Annotated in this window: 18 protein-coding genes and 2 pseudogenes; 12 read left to right on the top strand and 8 right to left on the bottom strand. The window is 69.4% G+C overall.

Going from position 1 to position 21,144, the window contains the following annotated elements:
* Nucleotides 1–2 precede the first annotated feature (2 nt).
* From J2739_RS08365 to J2739_RS08380, 4 genes and pseudogenes are all read right to left on the bottom strand, one after another.
* A complete protein-coding gene (locus J2739_RS08365; RefSeq protein WP_309900433.1) occupies nt 3–491 on the bottom strand; it encodes a tripartite tricarboxylate transporter TctB family protein in 489 nt (162 codons plus the stop codon).
* 134 nt (nt 492–625) lie between these two features.
* Nucleotides 626–1,078, bottom strand: a pseudogene (locus J2739_RS08370) (acyl-CoA dehydrogenase family protein); the annotation flags it as partial.
* Between the two features lie 99 nt (nt 1,079–1,177).
* Nucleotides 1,178–2,836: a Vgb family protein gene (locus J2739_RS08375; protein WP_309900434.1), complete on the bottom strand. Its 1,659-nt coding sequence runs from the start codon at nt 2,834–2,836 to the stop codon at nt 1,178–1,180.
* A gap of 35 nt (nt 2,837–2,871) precedes the next feature.
* Nucleotides 2,872–3,645 carry a type III pantothenate kinase gene (locus J2739_RS08380; protein ID WP_309900436.1) on the bottom strand — a complete coding sequence of 258 codons (774 nt, stop codon included), beginning with the start codon at nt 3,643–3,645 and terminating at the stop codon, nt 2,872–2,874.
* 152 nt (nt 3,646–3,797) lie between these two features.
* On the opposite strand from J2739_RS08380, the gene lysM reads away from it, so the two are divergent.
* Nucleotides 3,798–4,262, top strand: coding sequence for a peptidoglycan-binding protein LysM (gene lysM, locus J2739_RS08385; RefSeq protein WP_309900438.1), 465 nt, complete (start codon nt 3,798–3,800; stop codon nt 4,260–4,262).
* An 84-nt stretch (nt 4,263–4,346) separates the two neighbouring features.
* Here the strand turns inward: lysM and J2739_RS08390 are convergent, their stop codons facing one another.
* Nucleotides 4,347–4,811, bottom strand: a complete 465-nt coding sequence (locus J2739_RS08390; RefSeq protein ID WP_309900440.1) for a rhodanese-like domain-containing protein — start codon at nt 4,809–4,811, stop codon at nt 4,347–4,349.
* Nucleotides 4,812–4,977: 166 nt separating this feature from the next.
* On the opposite strand from J2739_RS08390, the gene J2739_RS08395 reads away from it, so the two are divergent.
* The 8 genes from J2739_RS08395 (at nt 4,978) to J2739_RS08430 (ending at nt 16,042) form a co-directional block, all read left to right on the top strand.
* A complete protein-coding gene (locus J2739_RS08395; RefSeq protein WP_309900442.1) occupies nt 4,978–6,099 on the top strand; it encodes a TRAP transporter substrate-binding protein in 1,122 nt (373 codons plus the stop codon).
* 73 nt (nt 6,100–6,172) lie between these two features.
* Entirely contained in the window at nt 6,173–6,829 is a 657-nt protein-coding gene (locus J2739_RS08400; protein ID WP_309900444.1) for a TRAP transporter small permease subunit, read from the top strand.
* 61 nt (nt 6,830–6,890) lie between these two features.
* Entirely contained in the window at nt 6,891–8,810 is a 1,920-nt protein-coding gene (locus tag J2739_RS08405; protein ID WP_309900446.1) for a TRAP transporter large permease subunit, read from the top strand.
* A 17-nt stretch (nt 8,811–8,827) separates the two neighbouring features.
* A complete protein-coding gene (locus tag J2739_RS08410; RefSeq protein ID WP_309900448.1) occupies nt 8,828–9,784 on the top strand; it encodes an extracellular catalytic domain type 1 short-chain-length polyhydroxyalkanoate depolymerase in 957 nt (318 codons plus the stop codon).
* A 122-nt stretch (nt 9,785–9,906) separates the two neighbouring features.
* Nucleotides 9,907–11,940 carry a DUF6600 domain-containing protein gene (locus tag J2739_RS08415; protein WP_309900450.1) on the top strand — a complete coding sequence of 678 codons (2,034 nt, stop codon included), beginning with the start codon at nt 9,907–9,909 and terminating at the stop codon, nt 11,938–11,940.
* A gap of 72 nt (nt 11,941–12,012) precedes the next feature.
* A complete protein-coding gene (gene gorA, locus J2739_RS08420) occupies nt 12,013–13,371 on the top strand; it encodes a glutathione-disulfide reductase (RefSeq protein WP_309900451.1) in 1,359 nt (452 codons plus the stop codon).
* Between the two features lie 33 nt (nt 13,372–13,404).
* The gene (locus J2739_RS08425) at nt 13,405–14,922 is read left to right on the top strand and encodes an AMP nucleosidase (RefSeq protein ID WP_309900454.1); all 1,518 of its coding nucleotides are present in this window, start codon (nt 13,405–13,407) and stop codon (nt 14,920–14,922) included.
* Nucleotides 14,923–15,046: 124 nt separating this feature from the next.
* Nucleotides 15,047–16,042, top strand: coding sequence for a Bug family tripartite tricarboxylate transporter substrate binding protein (locus J2739_RS08430; RefSeq protein WP_309900456.1), 996 nt, complete (start codon nt 15,047–15,049; stop codon nt 16,040–16,042).
* Nucleotides 16,043–16,122: 80 nt separating this feature from the next.
* Here the strand turns inward: J2739_RS08430 and J2739_RS08435 are convergent, their stop codons facing one another.
* On the bottom strand, nt 16,123–16,809 hold the full coding sequence (locus J2739_RS08435; protein ID WP_309900458.1) for an ArsR/SmtB family transcription factor: 687 nt from the start codon (nt 16,807–16,809) through the stop codon (nt 16,123–16,125).
* Nucleotides 16,810–16,860: 51 nt separating this feature from the next.
* Between J2739_RS08435 and J2739_RS08440 the strand changes: the two genes are divergently transcribed.
* Nucleotides 16,861–18,018: a cytochrome P450 gene (locus J2739_RS08440; protein ID WP_309900460.1), complete on the top strand. Its 1,158-nt coding sequence runs from the start codon at nt 16,861–16,863 to the stop codon at nt 18,016–18,018.
* A gap of 14 nt (nt 18,019–18,032) precedes the next feature.
* On the opposite strand, the gene J2739_RS08445 is transcribed toward J2739_RS08440, so the two are convergent.
* On the bottom strand, nt 18,033–18,986 hold the full coding sequence (locus tag J2739_RS08445; protein WP_309900462.1) for a pyridoxamine 5'-phosphate oxidase family protein: 954 nt from the start codon (nt 18,984–18,986) through the stop codon (nt 18,033–18,035).
* Nucleotides 18,983–19,120, bottom strand: coding sequence for a hypothetical protein (locus J2739_RS08450; RefSeq protein ID WP_309900464.1), 138 nt, complete (start codon nt 19,118–19,120; stop codon nt 18,983–18,985). The genes J2739_RS08445 and J2739_RS08450 overlap by 4 nt, the downstream gene beginning before the upstream one ends.
* 105 nt (nt 19,121–19,225) lie before the next feature.
* Here J2739_RS08450 and J2739_RS08455 point away from each other — a divergent pair, with 105 nt between their 5' ends.
* Nucleotides 19,226–20,110: a LysR family transcriptional regulator gene (locus J2739_RS08455; RefSeq protein WP_309900465.1), complete on the top strand. Its 885-nt coding sequence runs from the start codon at nt 19,226–19,228 to the stop codon at nt 20,108–20,110.
* Between the two features lie 118 nt (nt 20,111–20,228).
* Nucleotides 20,229–21,083, top strand: a pseudogene (locus tag J2739_RS08460) (ATP-binding cassette domain-containing protein); the annotation flags it as partial.
* Between the last annotated feature and the right edge of the window lie 61 nt (nt 21,084–21,144).

Raw genomic sequence — 21,144 nt, forward strand, 5'->3', positions numbered from 1 at the left:
TCTCAGCCCGAAATGAAGGTAGGCCAGACCTGGATCTGAAGCTTGAGCGCCCAGATGAAGGCCACGTAGCTGCCGGCCGCCAGGATGGTGGCGAGGATCAGCACGTCGCGCAGCTTGAAGTGCGAGCCGGCGAGGCTCGAGATGATGGTCAGCGCATAGATCGCGAGGATCATGCCCATGGCCGGCAGCCCGATGCTGGGCAAGCCGCCCAGCAGCACGCCGAAGGCGAGGTTGGCGGCGATCACGTAGAACAGCGGCTTCCAGGCCCACTTGCCGATCTTGTCGCCGTCGATCGTCTCCACCACCAGCGACTGGAACATGATGACGACCCCCAGGAATGCCAGCAGCACGCCCAGCATCAGCGGGAAGTAGCCAGGCCCCATGCGGGCGCCGTCTCCGATGGTGTAGCTGGTGGAGCCGATGGCAAACGCCCCGCCCACCGCTGTGAACATGACTCCCGAATAGAAGTCAGCCTGACTCTTGATACGCATTGTCTCTACCCTCGTTTTGGAGCCTTCGAGGGTCGTTCCCGGAGCCTGACTGCTGGCTGACCAGTACTGTACGGACTTCCACGTACCGGGCGTCAGCGGGGCAGGCGAAGGGGAGGGCGCAGGGCGCTCGATCCCCCGGCGGCCGCTTGGCGATGCCCATCGCGCGCGCGGCTCTTGAGGCCGGCCACGTCGCTGCCGGCGCCGGGCTCGCTGACGCCGAGGCAGCCCACGGTCAGGCCCCCGATCGCGGGGGCCAGGAACTCGCGCCGGAGCGCGTCGCTGCCGAAGCGCGCCAGCGCCGGCGTGCACATGTCGGTCTGCACGCCGATGGCCATCGGCACGCCGCCGCAGCCCACGTGGCCCAGAGCCTCGGCCATCGCCATCGCATAGGAGTAGTCGAGGCCTGCGCCGCCGTAGTCCTCCGGCTTGTTGAGGCCCAGCAGGCCCGGGGCACCGAGCTTTCCGAACACCTCGTGCGCGGGGAAGCTCTCGGCCGCCTCCCACTCGTCGACGTGCGGGTTGATCTCCTCGTCGATGAAGCGCCGCAGCGTCTTCTGGATCTCGAGGTGCTCGTGGGTGTACTGCATGCGCCACTCCAGGCGCACCCCTCGGCGTGCGGCTTGCGCCAATTGGCTATGCGTGGCGAGGCCGGCCTGGCCACGCCTTGGGCGCGCGGAGGCCGGCGATCAGCGCTGCGGCCGGATCCGGTAGAGCGCGTTGTTGCGGTCGGCGGACAGGTAGATGCTGCCGTCGGCGCCCACCGCCACGCCGGTCGGCACGTAAGGCGGGGGCAGGCCCGGGCCCGGCGGCAGGCCGATCGGCAGGTTCTCGGCCACCGTACGCCGCTTGCCGTTCGACGGATCGATCTCGACCAGCCGCCGCGCGGCGCTTTCCGCGACGATGAAGCTGCCCCAGGGCGTCTGGGCCAGGCCTTCGGGCAGCGCGAGCCCGTCGGCCAGCACGCGCAGCGGGGCACTGGCGTCCAGCGGAATGCGCGTGAGCTTGCCCGTGGCTTCGGTGACGTAGAGGGCGCCGTCGTGGCCGAGCACCATCTGCACGGGGCCGCCCAGGCCGCTGACGATGAGCTGGCGGTTCTCGAACTTCGGGCCGCTCGCGCGGGTCACGCTGCCGGTGGCGAGCTCGGCGTACACCAGGCTGCCGTCGGGCATCGGGATCGCGTCCACCGGGGCCTTCAGGCCGTGCAGGATGGCGGTGGTTTTCCAGGTCTTGCGGTCCACCAGCTGCACCGAGCCGGTGAACCAGGAGGACAGCGCGATCTGCGTGGCCGAGAGGCCGACGCCGAAGGGGTAATCGAGTTCGGGATCGCGCTGCATGCGAAAGATGTCGCGCACCTCGCCGGTCCGCGCGTCGACCTGGCGGAAGCTGAAGATGTCGGCCACGAAGAGCGCGTCGCCGTCGATCTTCAGGCCAGCCGGCACTGCCAGCTTGCCGCCCGTCAGCAGGCGCGAGGTGCCCGTCTCCGGTTCGAAGGCCTCGATCGAGTTGTCGGCCATGTTCGAGACGTAGATCGTCCCCTCGGGCGCGATCGCGAGGTTGTCGATGGAGGGCTTGAACTGCCTGACGACCGTCTTGCGGCCGCTGGCCAGTTCCACGCGCACCAGCTCGCCGCTGCGGGCGTCGACCACCCACAGGTTGCCCTTGCCGTCCAGGTTGGCCGCGGCCGGGACCTGGAAGCCGTCGGCAATCACGGTGAGCCGGCCATCGGCCGGGTCGATCTTCACCACCTGGCCCTTGAACCACAGCGGGCCGTAGAGCAGCCCGTCCGGCCCGACCTCGAAGCCGTTGAAGCCGCCCATGTCCTTCTTGATCAGGCGCGGCGGCTTCTGGCCGGCGACGTCGATCTCCCACAGCGCATCGCCGAGGAAGACCTGGGAGGCGTAGAGCTTGCCGTTCCTGCGGTCGAAGTCGAGCGAGTTGATGCCGGGCAGGTCCTTGGCGAGCACCTGCATCGGCGCGCCGTCGTTTTCGCGCAGGCGCACCATGCCCATCAGGTAGTTGGTCCAGGCGAGCTCGCCCTTGGGGCCGATCGCGATGTCGTCGGCCTGGCCGTCGGGCGCATCGATCAGCACGTGGGCGGCGCCGGTCCGGCGGTCGACCTCCCACAGCTGGTTGCCGACCACCGTGCCGGCGAGCAGCCGGCCCCGGCGGTCGATCGCGAGGCCGTGCACGCCCGAGAAGGAGGAGGGCGCGACCAGCGCCTCGGGCGGGCCCCAGGCAGCGGGGCGGGTGGGCGGGGCGATGGCGGCGGTGCGTGGCGCCGGCGTGGTGCAGGCGCCGAGGGCGAGCACGGAAGAGAGCAGGACAGCGGCGAAAGCACGTGGCACGCTCGGACTCCTTGGTTTGCCGAGGGAAGAAGACATCAGGAAGCCAGCAAGCGCTCCTGCGCGATCACCAGCAACCCGTCCATGATCAGGCTGTCCACCTGCTCGAAGTTCCCGTTCATGCTCGGCGCCATCTTCCAGGCCGCTCCGCCCGTCATGTAGCAGGCCGGCTCGGCGCCGCAATGCGCACGCACATGCTGGACCATGCGCTCGATCGCGCCGGCGATGGCATAGGTGCCGCCACTGGTCAGCGCATCGCTGGTGTTGGTCGGAAATTCGCGCACATCGCCGGTCGGCACGTGCAGCCCCGCGGTGCCCGACTCGAGCGCGCGCAGCATGATGCCGTGGCCGGGCAGGATCAGGCCGCCCAGGAACTTGCCATGCACATCCACCGCCTCCACCGTGACCGCGGTGCCGATCATCACCACCACCATCGGCCGGGCGGGGCCCTCGGCGAGCATGCGGTGGCGCGCGCCGATCATCGCGACCCAGCGGTCGGCGCCCAGCCGCGTGGGGTGGTCGTAGCCGTTGACGATGCCGGCCTCGGCGGCGCTGGACACCACCCAGCGCGCGGCGCAGTCGAAGCGCTCCGTCAGCTGTTCCTCCGCCCGACGCCGCACGGCATCGCCCGCCACCACGCAGCCCAGCATCGAACTGGGGGCGGGCAGGTCGGCCCAGGGCCCCTCGGCCAGCCGTTCGATGTGATCGAGGAACTCGGCGCCGTGGGCCAGCAGCGATGCGCCCGGCCGAGCCGCGTCGTAGAGCGACCACTTGAGCCGGGTGTTGCCGATGTCGATCGCGAGGAATGCCATGCGCGGCATTATTGCGACTGTGGGCCGCCAGCGTCGAATCCGCTGTTCCTCCGCCTTCGCCGGCGCCTGCAGTAGCGACCCCGGCCTACGCGTGGCCGTCATTTGCTGCCGTTAAAGTGACCCTCCCTCAACCAAGGCACAAGGAGAGCCCCATGGGATTGCTCAGTTTCATCAAGGAGGCGGGAGAAAAGCTGTTCGGCGGCTCCTCTGCCCACGCCGCGGAGCCCGATGCCAACAAGGCCGCGGCTGCTGCCATCAAGACCTACATCGAGACGCAGAACCTCGGGCTGACCGGCCTCGAAGTGAGCTACGTCGCCGCCGAGGGGCTGGTCACGCTCAAGGGCAACGCGCCCTCGCAGGAAGCCAGCGAGAAGGCCTCGCTCGCGGCCGGCAACGTGGCCAACGTGACCAAGGTCGACAACCAGCTGGTGGCGCCGGCGGCGGACCCGGCGCAATACCACGACGTGGTGAAGGGCGACACGCTGTCGGCCATTTCCAAGAAGTACTACGGCGACGCCAACAAGTACAACGCGATCTTCGAGGCCAACAAGCCGATGCTGACGCACCCGGACAAGATCTATCCAGGGCAGAAGCTCAGGATTCCGCCCCTGAAATAGTCCGGCCGCGCTGCCTTGTCGACGCGCTTTTCCCCGAGCGCTCCTGGCGAGGACGCGCGCGGGTCGTGCATCGGCCGGCGCTGTTCAGTTCTGCTTCCACGGCAGGCCGCGCAAGCGCCAGCCGCCCTTGCGGCCGCGGTGGCCCTCAGCGTCGGCATCGCCCTCGAAGCCCTCGAGGATGTTGTAGGCCTCGAAGCCGAGCTCGGTGGCACGCCGCGCCGCGGCGATCGAGCGCACGCCGCTGCGGCACAGCATCAATGCCTTCTTGCCGGCCGGCACATTGGCGCGCAGCCCGGCATCGAAGCCGGGATTGAAGGCCATCCCGGGCCATTGCTTCCACGCCAGGCCGACCGCGCCGGGCACATAGCCCACCCACTCGCGTTCGGCATCGCTGCGCACGTCCACCATGACGGCCTCGCCGTTCGTCATCCATGCATGAGCCAGCTCGGGCAGCACGTCGCCGGCATAGCCCTCGGCGGGCCGGATGCCTTGCTGTTCACCGGCTGGTGCATGGCTCGCACCGGAGGGGTTCTGGGCTGCTTGGGTCATAGGCTTTCTTTCCTTCAGGTCGCTGCAGTTTCAGGGTTAGTGCGTAGGGCGGTGCGCGGCTCGATCGATGATTTTTCACCAGTTCGTGAAAACCCTCTTTGTCACGCTTGTTCACATGTCCAAAGATGGCAGTCTGGGGTTTTCCAGCCACCTATGGAGACACGCAATGACAGCCTCCCAATCGAACCGCCGCCGCAGCCTGCTCAAGGGTGCGGCCGTGGCGGCCGGCGCCATGTCGGCGCCGATGGTCAGCATGGCGCAGACCACATCGTTCCGCTTCCAGAGCACCTGGCCGGCGAAGGATATCTTCCACGAATACGCCAACGACTTCGCCAAGAAGGTCAATGACATGGCCGGCGGGCGTCTCAAGATCGAGGTGCTGCCTTCGGGTGCCGTGGTGCCCGCTTTCCAGCTGCTCGAAGCGGTGAACAAAGGCACGCTCGACGGCGGCCATGGCGTGGTGGCCTACCACTACGGCAAGAACTCGGCGCTCGCGCTGTGGGGCTCGGGCCCCGCCTACGGCATGGACCCCAACATGGTTCTGGCCTGGCACAACTACGGCGGCGGCAAGGCGCTGCTGGAGGAGATCTACAAGGCCATCAACATGGACGTGGTCTCCTACCTCTACGGGCCGATGCCCACGCAGCCGCTGGGCTGGTTCAAGAAGCCCATCGCACGGGTCGAGGACCTCAAGGGCCTGAAGTACCGCACCGTGGGTCTGGCGGTGGACGTGTTCACCGAACTGGGCGCGGCGGTGAACCCGCTGCCCGGGGGCGAGATCGTGCCGGCGCTGGACCGCGGGCTGATCGATGCCGCCGAGTTCAACAACGCGTCCAGCGACCGCGCTCTCGGCTTCCAGGACGTGGCCAAGAACTGCATGCTGCAGAGCTTCCACCAAAGCGGCGAGCAGTTCGAGATCCTGTTCAACAAGACCAAGTACAACGCGCTGCCGCAAGAGCTCAAGTCCATCATCGACTACGCGGTGCAGGCGGCCAGCGCCGACATGAGCTGGAAGGCGATCGACCGCAACACGAAGGACTACGAGGAACTCAAGAAGGCGGGCGTCAAGTTCTACAAGACACCCGACGCCATCCTGCGCGCGCAGCTCGCTGCCTGGGACAAGACGATCGCCAAGAAGTCGGCGGAAAACGCGCTGTTCAAGAAGGTGCTCGAGTCGCAGAAGGCCTTCGCCAAGAGCGCAGGCCAGTGGCAGAGCGATTACATGGTCGACTTCAAGATGGCCTACAACCACTATTTCGGCGCAGGCGCGTCCCAGAAGAAGGCGTGAGTTTCGGTGTGGACCAGCAAGCCTTCCGGCCATCACCGGAAGGCTCATTTTTTTGCCTGTCGCAGGGGCATCGATGAACACCCAACAACTGCTGCATGTTGCCGACCGGATAAGCACCTGGGCCGGCAAGACCTTCGCGTGGCTCATCGTCGTGCTGATGCTGGTGGTCTGCGCCGAGGTTTTCAAGCGCTATGCCCTCAACGCGCCCACGGCCTGGATCTACGACGCCAACAACATGATGTACGGCACGCTCTTCATGATGTGCGGTGCCTACACGCTCTCGCAGGACGGCCATGTACGCGGCGACTTCCTTTACGGCAGCATGAAGCCGCGCACCCAGGCCACGCTGGACCTGGCGCTCTACATCCTCTTCTTCCTGCCCGGCATCGGGGCCCTCACCTGGGCCGGCTGGGACTATTTCCACGATTCGCTTGCCATGCGCGAGCAGACCTTCAATGCCACGCCGCTGCCGGTGTATCCCTTCAAGTTCGTGATCCCGGTGGCGGGCGCCGTCGTCATGCTGCAGGGGCTGGCCGAGATCCTTCGCTGCGTGGTGTGCCTGCGCACCGGCGAGTGGCCGGCGCGGCTCAAGGACGCCGAGGAGATGGACGTGGTCGAGCAGCAACTGGCCGGCAGCACCTATGTCGACGAGGAGTCCCGGCGCGACGTGATCGAGCGGGCCAAGGAAGTGGACGAGGCGGCGCGTCAGCGCGGAAGGGAGTCCACATGAGCCTTCGCCCGGCCGATCCGAAGGAGGCCCGCACCGCAGCGCGGCGCACGGAGCTTGCCTTATGAGCAATGCCGCACTCGGCCTGACCATGCTGGGCCTGATCGTGGTCGTGATCATGATGGGCTTCCCCACCGCCTTCACCCTGATGGGGCTGGGCATGCTGTTCGGCTTTGCCGCTTTCTACGACCCGGCCACGCCCTGGTTCGACAACCATGTCTTCGACCTGATGGTGCAGCGCACCTACGGCGCAATGACGAACGAGACGCTGCTGTCGATCCCTTTGTTCGTGCTGATGGGCTACGTGATGGAGCGCGGCGCGCTGGTGGACAAGATGTTCCACAGCGTGCAGCTGGCCTTCCGCCGTGTGCCCGGCTCGCTGGCCGTCGCGACGCTGATCATCTGCACGTTCTGGGGCATCGCCAGCGGCCTGGTCGGCGCGGTGGTGGTGCTGATGGGCGTGATCGCGATGCGGCCGATGCTCAACGCGGGCTACGACACGCGGCTGGCGGCCGGCGTCATCACTGCCGGCGGCACGCTGGGCATCCTGATCCCGCCCTCGGTGATGATCATCGTCTACGCGGCGGTGGCCGGGCAGTCGGTCGTCAAGCTCTACGCGGCGGCGATGTTCCCCGGCTTCTTCCTCGCCTTCCTCTACCTGATCTACGTGGTCGGCTGGGCCCTGATCCAGCCCAAGGTGGCGCCGAAGCTGCCGCTGGAGCAGCAGCGCGCGCCGATCACACCTGCGGTGGCGCACATCGCGCAGCGCTACTCGCAGCGCATGCTGCCGGCGCTCGCTGCCGCCGTGCTGGCGCCGGGCCGGGCCCTGGCCGGCGCCGCCGAAGGCGTTCGCCTGCGCTGGCTCACGCTGGTGGGCTTCCTCGGCACTGCGCTGGTTCCCGTGCTGCTGGCGGTGGTGACGCTGGGCTCGGTCTGGTGGTACGTGACCATCTATTCGCAGCAGACCGACACCAGCGCGCCGGTGGCGGCCGAGGCGCCGGCGGAGGAGCATTCCGGTGCCGGCCTGGCCGAGCCGTCCGCGCAGGGACTGGAAGCGCCGAAGCCCGAAGGCCTGCAGGAGCCGCCCACCGAAGGCCTTCAGGAGCCGCCGTCTTCAGGCGGCGCGCAGGAGCCGCCCGGCGCCGAGCCCGACACGCCGCAGCCCGCGGGCGGGTTGCAACAGCTCGGCGAGCCGGTGGCGGCACCGCATGCCGAACCGGTGCCCGAATCTTTCTACACCGGCTTCTGGATCACCTGCGCCATCACCCTCGCGCTGCTCGCGCTGTACTACTGGAAGATGGACGCCGAGCAGTTCGAGATCCTGCGCTTGCTGGTGTCCTCGGTCATGCCGCTGGGCGTGCTCACGCTGGTCGTGCTGGGCGTGATCCTGTTCGGCATCACCACCGCTACCGAGTCGGCGGCGGTCGGTGCGGCCGGCGCCTTCCTGATGGCATGGCAGGCGAAGACGCTGAACTTCCAGCGCATCAAGGAGGCCGTCTTCCTGACCGCCAAGACCACCGCCATGGTCTGCTGGCTGTTCGTCGGCTCCGCGCTGTTTTCGGCGGTGTTCGCGCTGCTGGGCGGCCAAAGCATCGTCGAGCACTGGGTGCTCTCGATGAACCTGTCGCCGCTGCAGTTCCTGCTGCTGTCGCAGGCCATCATCTTCGTGTTGGGCTGGCCGCTGGAGTGGACCGAGATCATCGTGATCTTCATCCCGATCTTCCTGCCGCTGCTGACGCACTTCCAGATCGATCCGCTGCTCTTCGGCGTGCTGGTGTTCGTGAACCTGCAGGCCGCCTTCCTGTCGCCGCCGGTGGCGATGTCGGCCTTCTACCTGAAGGGCGTGTCGCCCGCGCATGTCACGCTCAACCAGATCTTCGCGGGCATGATGCCCTACATGCTGATCGTGATCCTGTGCATGGTGTTCATGTACATCTGGCCGAGCCTGACGCTGTGGCTGCCCAAGTATCTCTACGGAGGTTAGGGCGCTAAGCGCCGGCAATGGCCTCCCTGTTCGATGAATGGAAGCGCCGCTTCGGGCGCCTGGCCGATGCGCTGCTGCAACCGGTGCGGCGCATCGGCCTGCTGCCGACTGCGCCAGCCGACCAATGGCTCGACGGCCGCTTCGAGCACCAGCACCGCACGGTCGACTACAAGCTCTTCGTGCCCGGGCGGGGCATGGGCAGGCCCCGCCCGCTGCTGCTGATGCTGCACGGCTGCACCCAGCACCCGGAGGACTTCGCCGCCGGCACGCGGATGAACCGGCTGGCCGCCGAGCTCGGCTTCCTCGTGCTCTACCCGAGCCAGACCCAGAAGCACAACGCCGGCAGATGCTGGAACTGGTTCCTGCCGCAGCACCAGCAGGCCGGGCGGGGCGAGCCCGCGCTGCTGGCCGCGCTCACGCAGGCGGTGATGCACGAGCACGGGGCCGATCCGGCACGCGTCTACGTGGCGGGCTTGTCCGCCGGCGGCTCCATGGCCGACATCCTGGGCCGGGTCCATCCCGAGCTCTTCGCTGCCGTCGGCGTTCACGCGGGCCTGCCGGCCGGCGCGGCGCACGACCTCGTTTCCGCGATCGGCGCCATGAAGAACGGCCCGGACAAGGCCACGCTCAGCGGCCCGATGCGCCCCACCATCGTCTTCCACGGCGATGCCGACGAGACCGTGCATCCGCGCAATGGGGAGCAGGTGGCGGCGGATGCGGTGGCGGGGCTGCTGGCGGCGGGCGAGCGTGCGCCCGCCCACGAGATGCGCGGGCGCTCCGAGGGCGGCCGCGCCTTCACGCGCTGGACCTATGCCGATACCCGCGGCCGCATCGCGGTCGAACACTGGCTCCTGCATGGCGCCGGCCATGCCTGGGCCGGCGGCAGCGCCGATGGGTCCTTCACCGACCCCGCCGGGCCGGACGCGAGCGCCGAAATGCTGCGTTTCTTCCTCAGCCATCCGAGGACACGATAAGTCCCTTGCTTACACGCGGTTGCGCGGCGCGCGGGATAGTTCCAAAAGCTTTGCAATCCGGATGCCAGCGCAGCGCACTGCTGGCGCGTTGCATCGACATCGGCATCGATTCGAGGACGATCATGAAACATCGCACGCATCCGCGCGCCCGCGGCCGCACCGCCGGCTGGCTGCTGCTGGGCCTGGTGCTGCTGCTTTTCTCCAGCGCCGCCGCCTGGGCGCAGCAAGACCCCCCGGGCCGCGTGGCCCGCCTCAACGAGCAGCAAGGCACCGTCAGCTTCTCGCCGGCCGGCGACGACAGCTGGTACGAGGCGGTGCCCAACCGGCCGATCACCACCGGCGACCGGCTCTGGACCGATCGCCATGCCCGCGCCGAGCTCTATGTGGATTCCACCGCCGTGCGCATGGATGAGCAGACCCAGCTGGTCATCTCCGAACTCGACGACGACAGCGCCCGCTTCACCATCAACCAGGGCCGCCTGCAGCTGCGCGTTCGCGAAGCCCCGGCCGACCAGCGCCTGGAGATCGGCACTGCCAACCTAGCGATGGTGGTCGACACCCCCGGCGACTACCGCATCGACGTCGATCCGGCCGCCGGCACGACGAACGTGGCGGTCGCCGCCGGCGGAGTCACGCTCTTCGGCGACAACGGCGAATCGGTGGCGCTCGGCGCCCACCAGCAGCTCACGGTCTCGGGGCGCCAGCTGGCGGCGGTGAGCGGCACCGCGGTGCGCGCCGGCGACGACGCCTTCGACCGCTGGGTGGCGGAGCGCGACCGATTGGAAGACCAGTCGATCTCGGCGCGCTATGTCTCGCGCGACATGCTCGGCTACCAGCAGCTCGACCGCTACGGCGACTGGCAAACCGATCCCACCTACGGCAACGTCTGGTATCCGCGCAGCGTGGATGCCGACTGGGCGCCTTACCGGGACGGCCAATGGGTCGACATCGCGCCTTGGGGCTGGACTTGGATCGACGCGGCGCCGTGGGGCTTCGCGCCTTCGCATTACGGCCGCTGGGCGCGCATCGGGCCGCGCTGGGCCTGGGTGCCGGGACGGGCGAATGCAAGGCCGGTCTATGCGCCGGCACTGGTCGGTTTCGTGGGTGGCGCCGGTGCCCAGGCGAACGTCGTGGCCGGCGGTCGGCCGGGCGTGGGCTGGTTCCCGCTCGCGCCGGGCGAAGCCTGGCGGCCGGGCTACCGCGCCAGCCAGCGCTACATCGACGAGGTCAACCGCGCCATCGCGTACCAGCGGCAGCTCGCGCGCGCCGACTACCTGCACCGCAACACGCCGGGCGCGCTTTCGCTGGTGCCGGTGGACATCTTCGGACGCGGCCCGATCGCCCGCCGCGATTTCCTGCGCGTGCCGGAGGACCGGGTCGCCCAGTTGCCGATCACCACGGCCGTGCCGATTTCGCCGCGTGGCGACCGGCACTTCGGCGGCTTCGGGCGCTCGGCCGCGGCACTGCCGCCCCCTGACCTGCGGCCACGGCAGATCCAGGCGCTGCAGGCGCGCCAGCTGCAGCAGGCGCAACAGGGCCAGCAGCAGCTTCAGCTGCAGCAGCAGGCCGTGCGCGCCCAGCAGGAGATGCAGCAGCGTGCGGCCCAGGCCGCGCAGGCCCAGCAGTTGCAGCAACGCGCCGCGCAGGGCCAGGCCCAGCAGCAATTCCAGCTGATGCAACAGCAGCAGCAGGCCGTGCGCGCGCAGCAGGAAATGCAGCAGCGTGCAGCCCAGGCCGCGCAGGCCCAGCAACTGCAGCAGGCGCAGCAGATGCAGCAACGCGCCGCGCAGGCGCAGGCACAGCAGCAGCTCCAGTTGCAACAGCAACAGCAGCTACAGCTGCAGCAGCAGCAGGCCCTGCGCGCGCAGCAGGAGATGCAGCAACGCGCCGCGCAAGCGGCGCAGGCCCAGCAACTGCAGCAGATGCAGCTGATGCAGCAGCAACAGGCCCTGCGGCAGCAGCAGATGCAGGCGCAACAGCAGGCCCAGCAGCTCCAGATGCAGCAGCTCAACGCGCAGCGCCAGGCGCAGGAGAACCAGCAGCAGCGCGCGCAGCAGCAGATCCAGCAGATGCAGCAGCGCGCCGGCGAAGCGCGCGCCCAGCAGCAGCAGCGCTACATGTCGAGGGATTCCAACCAGCAGAACGACCGGCCCTGAGCCCAGCGCGTTCACCTCGCGCGGCAGCCCTTCCTGTGGCCGGCTACAGTCGGCCGCAAGGAGCGGCCTTTCATGCGCACATTCGACTTCGACCTGTTCGTGATCGGCGGCGGCAGCGGCGGCGTGCGCGCGGCACGCATGGCCGCGCAGCGCGGTGCCCGCGTGGCCCTCGCGGAATGTGCCGAGCTGGGCGGCACCTGCGTCAATGTCGGCTGCATTCCCAAGAAGCTCTACAGCTACGCGGCCGGCTATGCCGAATCCTTCGAGGAGGCGCCCGGCTACGGCTGGACCCTCGACGGCCCGCCGCGCTTCGACTGGCGCCGGCTCAAGGCCAACCGCGCTCGGGAGATCGCGCGGCTCAACGGCGTCTACCGCGGCCTGCTCGAAGGCGCGGGCGTGACGCTGATCCAGGGCTGGGCCTGCCTGGCCGATGCGCACACCGTGCAGATCGGCGAGAAGAAGCACACCGCGCGCCACATCCTGGTCGCCACCGGCGGCATGCCCTTCGTGCCCGAGCTCAAGGGCCGCGAGCACGTGGTCGTGTCGGACGCGATGTTCGATCTCGATCCTTTTCCCGAGCGCCTGCTGGTGGTGGGCGGCGGCTACATCGCCTGCGAGTTCGCCTCCATCTTCAACGGCCTGGGCGCGAAGGTGACGCAGCTGTACCGGGGCCCGCACCTGCTCAACGGCTTCGACGAGGACGTTCGCCAGTTCCTGGCCAAGGAGATGGGCCGCGCCGGTGTCGACATTCGCGTCAACAGCGAGATCGGCATGATCACGCGCCAGGAGAGCGGCCTGTGCGCGCTGAGCTCGCGCGGCGTGCGCACGGAGGCCGACGTCATCCTGTATGCCACCGGCCGGGTGCCCAACACCCAGGGCCTGGGCCTGGAAGCCGCCGGTGTCGAGCTCGACCCGCGCGGCGGCGTGGTGGTCGATGCGCACTACCGCAGCTCGGTGCCCTCGATCCTGGCGGTCGGCGACGTGTCGACCACGCAACAGCTCACGCCGGTGGCGCTGGCCGAGGCCATGGTGGTGGTGGACATGCTGTTCGGCCAAGGGCCGCGCGAGCTGGACTATGAGTTCACCCCCACGGCCGTCTTCACCCATCCCAACATCGGCACCTGCGGCTACACCGAGGCCGAGGCGCGTGCGAAGTTCGGCAAGGTCCGGGTGTTCTCGAGCGAGTTCAAGGCGCTGCGCCACACGCTCTCGCAAAGCGGCGAGCGCACCTTCATGAAGCTGGTGGTCGAGCAGGCCACCGACCGCGTGGTCGGGCTGCACATGGTGGGTCCCGATGCGGGCGAGGTGGTGCAGGGCTTCGCCGTCGCGATGCGCGCGGGCGCGACCAAGCGGGTGTTCGACAGCACCATCGGCATTCATCCCACGGTCGCGGAGGAGTTCGTCACCATGCGGGAGCCGATGCCGGGCTGAGGGAGCGGCGGCGCGCGTTGCACAATCGCTCGCATGCCCTACATGCCTGCTTTCATCGCCCCGGCCCGCTTCACCGACCCCGTTGCCGCGCTCGAGCAGGTGCGGCTCATCTACGACAGCGGCCTCACGCATCTGCGCGAGGCGATGCAGCGCTTCGTTGCCGGCGAGAGCATGCCGGGCCGGGTGCGGGCCTGCTACCCCTTCGTGCGGGTGCACACGCACACCGTCTCGCGCCGCACGCCGGCGGCCAACGCCTGGCTCAGCTACGGCTTCGTGGCCGGGCCGGGCCGCTACGAGACCACGCTGACACGCCCCGACCTGTTCGAGCGCTACTACCGCGAGCAGTTTCGCCTGCTGCTGGAGAACCACGAGGTCGAACTCGAAGTCGGCACCAGCACCCAGCCGATCCCGATCCATTTCTCGTTCGCCGAGAACGACCATATCGAAGGCACGATGGATGTCGCGCGCCGCGTGCTGATGCGCGACGTCTTCGACCTGCCCGACCTCGGCGCGATGGACGACGGCATCGCCAACGGCACCTTCGAGGCCCGGCCGGGCGAGGCGCAGCCCCTGTCGCTCTTCACCGCGGCGCGGGTGGACTATTCGCTGCACCGGCTGCGCCACTACACCGGCACGGCGCCCGAGTGGTTCCAGAACTTCGTGCTCTTCACCAACTACCAGTTCTACATCGACGAGTTCGTGCGCCTGGGCCGCGAGGCGATGGCCGACGAGCACAGCGAGTACATCGCCTTCATCGAGCCCGGCAACGTGGTCACGCGCCGGCGCGGCCTGGCCGCGGGCACGAGCACCTTCTATGGCTCGCTGCTCGACGGCAGCCAGGGCACGCCGCCCGGGCGGCTGCCGCAGATGCCGGGCTACCACCTGGTGCGGGAGGACTGCAGCGGGATCTCCATGGTCAACATCGGCGTGGGCCCGGCCAATGCCAAGACCATCACCGATCACGTCGCCGTGCTGCGGCCGCACGCCTGGATGATGCTCGGCCACTGCGCCGGCCTGCGCCAGGGGCAGCAGCTGGGCGACTACGTGCTGGCCCACGCCTACGTGCGCGAGGACCACGTGCTCGACGAGGAGCTGCCGCTGTGGGTGCCGATCCCGGCCCTGTCGGAAATCCAGCTGGCGCTCGAGAAGGCCGTGGCCGACGTCACCGGCATGCAGGGCACGCAGCTCAAGAAGATCATGCGCACCGGCACCGTGGCCAGCACCGACAACCGCAATTGGGAGCTCCTGCCGGGCAACCAGCCGCAGCGCCGCTTCAGCCAGAGCCGCGCGGTGGCGCTGGACATGGAAAGCGCGACCATCGCCGCCAACGGCTTCCGCTTCCGCGTGCCCTACGGCACCCTGCTGTGCGTGAGCGACAAGCCGCTGCACGGCGAGATCAAGCTGCCGGGCATGGCCAACCATTTCTACCGCGAGCGCGTCGAGCAGCACCTGCGCATCGGCATGGCCGCCATCGACGTGCTGCGCAGCGAGGGATCGAGCCGGCTGCACAGCCGCAAGCTGCGAAGCTTCGCCGAAGTGGCCTTCCAGTAGTTACGTTTCTGGCAGGGCATTTCGTGAATTCCTGAATCCGGCGCGACGTTTTCGTGCCGCGGGCCCCGGCCGGGCGCGGAGATCCGTGGCTACGATTTCTCCGATCCAAACTCCCGGAGACCTCATGGTTCACACGACGCGGCGCCTCTTCACTTCGTGGCTCGCCGCCACGGCCGCCGGCGCCTTGCCGGCCGTGGCCTCGGCCCAGGCGGCACGTCCCGCCCTGCCCGCAGCGCCGGCCCTGCCCAAGCTGCGCATCGTCATTCCCGCCAACGAGGGCGGCGGCTGGGACCAGACCGGCCGCGCCCTCGGCGCCGCCATGGTGGCCGCCGGCGCCGTGGGGCAGATCGAATACGAGAACATCGGGGGCAAGGGCGGCACCATCGGCCTGGCGCGCTACGTCGAGAAGTACGACGCCGATCCCGACGCCCTGCTGATGAGCGGCATGGTGATGGTCGGCGCCGTCGCGCTGCAGAAGCCCGCGGTCGACATGAGCCGCATCGCGCCGGTCGCGCGGCTGACCAGCGACTATGAAGTGGTGGTGGTCCGGGGCGACTCCGCGATCATGACCGCGAAGGACCTGATCGCGAAGATGCGCGCCGATCCCGCCAATGCCGGCATCGCGGGCGGCTCCGCAGGCGGCATCGACCACATGTTCGCCGGCATCCTGGCACGCGCGACCGGCAACACCGCCGCGCTGGTCTACCAGCCCTTCGCGGGCGGCGCGCAGGTGGTGTCGGCCGTGGAGTCGGGCAAGGCCATCGCCGGCATCTCCGGCTACAGCGAGTTCAGCGAGCACATCGCCAGCGGCAAGCTGCGCGCGGTCGGCGTGTCCTCGCGGAATGCTTTCATGGGCGTGCCCTCGGTGCGGCAGCAGGGCGTCGATGCCGACCTGGCCAACTGGCGCGGGGTCTTCACCGGCAAGGGCGTGCCTGCGGCGCGGCAGGCCGTCCTGCTCGATGCCGTGCGGCGCGGGGTGGCGAACGATGCGTGGCAGAAGGTCGTCAAGCGCAACAACTGGGACAACTACTGGATGGAGGGCAAGGACTTCCAGTCCTTCCTCGAGCTGGACCAGTCGATGGCGGGCGTGCTGACCTACATCCTCAAGCTCAAGACCTGATCGAGCAGCGCGGCGGTGCCGGGGCGCGAGCTCCGTGCGGCGCACTGCAGTGCAGGCCGCTTCAGAGAGGCCGGCCGGGCTCAGGCCAGCCCGAACAGCTCCGGCATCTCGCGCTGCGCCCTGGGCGTGAGCGCGAGCTCGCGGCCGTCGAGCGCCTGGCGCACCCAGCCGCGGCGCAGCGCGAGCTGCAGGCAGGCGGCGCCCAGTGCGCCACCCAGGTGCGGGCGCCGCTCGCTCCAGTCGAGGCAGGCACAGGCGAAGCGGCGGCGCGAACGGCGCGCGTCATCGATGTCCAGGCCCAGGCTTTCGAGCGCCACCGCGCCTTGCGCCGTCAGTTCGTAGACATCGCCATCGGCCTGCAGCCAGCCCTGCGCATGCAGCCGGTCGTGCAGCGCGACACCGGCCTTGCCGGCCATGTGGTCGTAGCAGGTGCGGGCGGCGCGCAACCGGCTCGGCGTCCTGGGCTGGAACTCGCCGCGCGGTGCGCCGGCCACCACCAGCAGGCCCTCGAGCATGGCGGCGACGTCGCTGCCGGCCAGGCGGAAGTAGCGGTGCTTGCCCTGTGCCACCGATTCCACCAGTCGCTGTTCCTTGAGCCGCGCCAGGTGCGCGCTGGCGGTGGAGGCCGCGACCTCGCCGACGGCCGCCAGCTCGGTCGCGGTGCGGGCATGGCCGTCCAGCAGGCAGCACAGCATGCGGGCGCGGGCCGGTTCGGCAATCGCGCCGGCCAGGCGCGCCAGGTGGGTGTCGGCGGTTGGTGCATCCATGCTTCGATGCTAAGCGAAGTGTGGACGTGCGCGAAGGGCCACACTGCCGGCATGGAACAAAGACACATCGACCCACCCGCCGACGCCATCGCGGCCGTCACCCACCCCGATCCCTATCCCTGGTACGCACGGCTGCGCGCGGGACCGGCGCTCGTGCGCGACGAGGGCCTGCGCCTCTGGGTCGCGAGCCGCGCCGACGTGCTGCAGGAGGCCTTCGCGAACCCGGCGCTGCGGGTGCGCCCGGTGGCGGAGCCGGTGCCGCGGGCGATTGCCGGCACGCCGGCCGGCGAGCTCTTCGGCCGGCTGGTGCGCATGAACGACGGTGCGGCGCATGCCGCCCACAAGCCGATCCTGCAGCGTGCGCTGGGCGGGCTCGACCTCGGTAGCGTGCACACGGCCATGCCGCGCATCATGGCGCAGCGCCCGGTGCCGGCCCTGTCCGAAGCCTGCTTCGCCTGGCCGGTCGCGGGCGTGGCCCACCTGCTGGGCTTTGCCGACGAAGCGCTGCCGCGCATCGCGGACTGGACGCGCGATTTCGTCGCCTGCCTTTCGCCGCTCTCCACCGAGGCCCAGTTGCGTGCCGCCAGCGAGGCCGCGGCCGCGCTGATGGCGCGCTTCGAAGCCCTGGTCGCGGCGCGGCCGGCGCGCGACGGCAGCCTGCTCGCGGCCGTGCGCGCGCAAGCGCCCGGCGACGCCTCGCGTGCGCTGCTCGCCAACCTCGCCGGCCTGTTGTCGCAGACTTGCGAGGCCACGGCCGGCCTGCTGGGCAACAGCGTGGTGGCGCTGGTGCGCGAGCCGGGCCTGGCCGATGCGATCGCCGCGCGGACGGCATCGATCGGGGCACTGGTGGAAGAAGCGGCGCGCCACGATCCCTCGGTCCAGAACACCCGCCGCTTCGTTGCCGAACCCACCACCGTGGCGGGTACGCGGCTCGAAGCCGGCGATGCGGTGCTGCTGGTGATGGCTGCGGCGAACCGCGATCACCGGCTGAACGCGCAGCCCGATCTATTCATGCCCGGGCGCAACGATCGACGCATGCTCGGCTTCGGCCACGGCCCCCACAACTGCCCCGGCCAGGCGCTGGCCTGCGCGCTGGCGGCGGCCGGCGTCGAGGCGCTGCTGGCGCGCGGGCTGGACCTGCCTGCGCTGCGCGCGCAGGGCTGGCACTACTCGCCCTCGGCGAACGCGCGCATCCCGGTCTTCCACTGAGCTTCACAGCCGGTTCAGCGCTCGGCCGGCCAGCGGCCCGTCGCCTCCAGGAAAGGCGACAGGCTCGCTGCCCCGAAGCGCAGCGGCAGCGCGGCCGGCGCGTGCTGCGCGGCCAGCACCTCCATGCGCAGCAGGCGTTCGGCGCCCTCGAAGGCGTCGACCTGCGGGCCATCCCAGATCACTTCGGCCTTCACCGACAGCTGCAGCAGGTCGCCATGGTCGAAGTCGACGAAGAGCAGGCCGGCCATCGGATTCAGCGCGATGTTGCCCAGCGTGTTGAAGAAGGCGTTGCCGATGAAGTCCGGCACGATGAGCGAGCCTCCATCGACCCGTACGAAGCCCGGACGCCCACCGCGGTGCGAGACATCGACGCCTTCCGCCGGCGAGCGTGCCGCGCCCGCCGAAGGATGCGCCGTGGCGATGAAGAAGGTATCGGCCGCGCGCACCATGCGCCGGGCTGCGGCGTCCAGCCCTTGCATGCGCGGCCCGAAGCCCGCAGCCGGCGCGCCGCCGACGAACAAGGGCTCGCGCGCCTGGATGTACTTCGGGCAGTTGCCGAAGCTCTGGCCCACCTGCACGGAGAAACCTCGCGCATCGAGCGCGTCGACCGTGCCGTTCATGCGATTGCGCCGCCGCGTGTGCGGCTCGATGCCGAGCAGCCCGATCGGCGCGCCGACCGCGAGCGCGGCTGCCAGCGGATCGCCGGCCGGAGGCCGTGCATCGATGCGCAGATGCCGCGGGTCGGGCGAGTGCGCGAAGCCGGGCGCCGCGGCGAGCACGCTGGCCCAGGGGCGGCCTTCGCCGTCCAGGCTGCCCGCGATCAGGAAGGGCAACTGGGCGAAGAAGCTGCGATGCTGATCGGGCATGTGGTCGCGCAGCACGCGCGGCCCGATCTCGGCCATGCGCTCGGCGATGCCGGCACGCGCTTGCAAGGCGCGCTCGCCTTCGTGCCATGCGGCGGCGTTCATGACGCCACTCCGATCGGCGTGGCCACCACCGGTACCCAGGCGCACGCCTGCAGCGGCGGGAGAAACAGCCGCATGCGATGGCTGCGGCCGGAGATGGACGAGCTGTCGTCGGCGACGGAATGGGTGGCGGGCATCGGCGGTCTCCTGGGGTGCTTCGGCCCGATTGTTCTTTGATCCGGCATTCGGAGTAATGGCGCGACTCGCATTTCACTGTTGCGATCTGCGGTCTAATCATTTCCATGGACCGCCTCAAAGCCATGCAGACCTTCGTGCAGATTGCCGACCAGGGCAGCCTGACCAAAGCCGCCGACGCGCTGGAGAGCTCGCTGCCCGCGGTGGTGCGCTCGCTGGCCGCCTTGGAGGCACACCTGGGCGTGCGGCTGTTCCATCGCACCACGCGGCGCATCTCGCTGACCGAGGAAGGCCGCCAGTACCTGCAAAGTGCGCGCGAGGTGCTGGCTGCGGCCGATGCTGCCGACAGCGCGCTCACGCGCGAGGCCGCCGAGCCCGCCGGCCAGCTCACCGTCACCGCGCCCGTCCTCTTCGGCCACATGTACGTGGCGCCCGCGATCGTGCGTTTTCTCCAGCGCCACGACAAGATGCGTTGCAGCGTGCTGCTGCACGACCGAACGGTGAATCTGCTGGAGGAGGGCATCGATGTCGGCATCCGCATCAGCCCGCTGGAAGACTCGTCGCTCGTGGCCCAGCAGCTCGGCACCATCCGCCGCGTGGCCGTCGCCAGCCCGGACTACCTGCGCGCCCACGGTACGCCGCGGCATCCGCGCGACCTGCTCCAGGCCAACTGCGTGCGCATCCATCCCGGCCCACCGGTGCACTTCCGCGAGAACGGCCGCGACTTCGCGGTCGCCGCCCGCGGCAACCTGGAGTTCAACCACATTGCGCCCGCGGTGGAAGCGTGCGCGGCCGGCATGGGCTTCGGCTTCTTCTTCTCGTACCAGGTGCTGCCGCTGGTGCAAGCGGGGCGGCTTCGCATCGTGCTGGAAGACTTCGAGCTGGCGCCGCGGCCGGTGAGCGTGATCTATCCGCACGCGCGCCTGCTGCCGGCGCGCACCCGGGCCTTCATCGACTGGATGAAGAACGAGTTCCACGGCTTGCGCCTTTGAGTCCGATGGCCTCGGGGCCTTGCGCCACAATGCCTTGGTGCTCAGCCCTCCCGCCCCTCTTTTCCAAGCCAGCCACCTGTGCAAGCGCTACGGCGCGACGACCGTGGTCGACGACCTCTCGTTCACCATCGCGCCGGGCGAATGCCTGGGCGTGATCGGCCCCAACGGCGCGGGCAAGACCACCACCATCCGCATGTGCCTGGGGCTCACCGCACCCGACGGCGGCAGCATCGATGCGATGAGCGGGCTCTCGATGCCGCGCGACGCGCGCGCCATCAAGGCACAGCTCGGCGTGGTGAGCCAGTTCGATACCCTGGACCCCGACTTCAGCTGCGCCGAGAACCTGATGGTCTATGCGCGCTATTTCGGCATGCGCCGGCGCGAGATCACGCCGCGCATTCCGCAGCTGCTGGAGTTCGCGGCGCTGTCGCACAAGGCCGACGTCAAGCCGGGCGAGCTGTCCGGCGGCATGCGGCGCCGGCTGTCGCTGGCGCGGGCGCTGGTCAACGACCCGAAACTCCTGATGCTCGACGAGCCCACCACCGGCCTGGACCCGCAGGCCCGCCATCTCATGTGGGAGCGCCTGCAGCTGCTGTTGCAGCAAGGCAAGTCGATCCTGCTGACCACGCACTTCATGGACGAAGCCGAGCGCCTGTGCTCGCGCCTGATCGTGATCGACCATGGGCGCAAGATCGCCGAGGGCCGCCCGCGCGACCTGATCGCCGAGCATCTGGAGCCCGACGTGGTCGAGGTCTACGGCAACGGCGCGCTGGGGCTGGCGCAGTCGCCGCTCAAGGACCACGCCGCGCGCGTCGAAGTCAGCGGCGAGACGGTGTTCTTCTACACGCAGGACGCGCGCGGCCTGCTGAATGCGCTCGACGGCCACAAGGGCTTGCGCACCTTTCATCGGCCTGCGAACCTGGAGGACCTGTTCCTCAAGCTCACCGGCCGGCAGATACGTGAAGACGGTTGAAGATGAAGCTCTCCCCCAGGTTGGCTCACTTCGTGGAGCCGACCAACGTTCCGCGGCACAG

It is taken from the genome of Variovorax soli (genome assembly GCF_031454625.1).
GTDB lineage: Bacteria > Pseudomonadota > Gammaproteobacteria > Burkholderiales > Burkholderiaceae_C > Variovorax > Variovorax soli_A.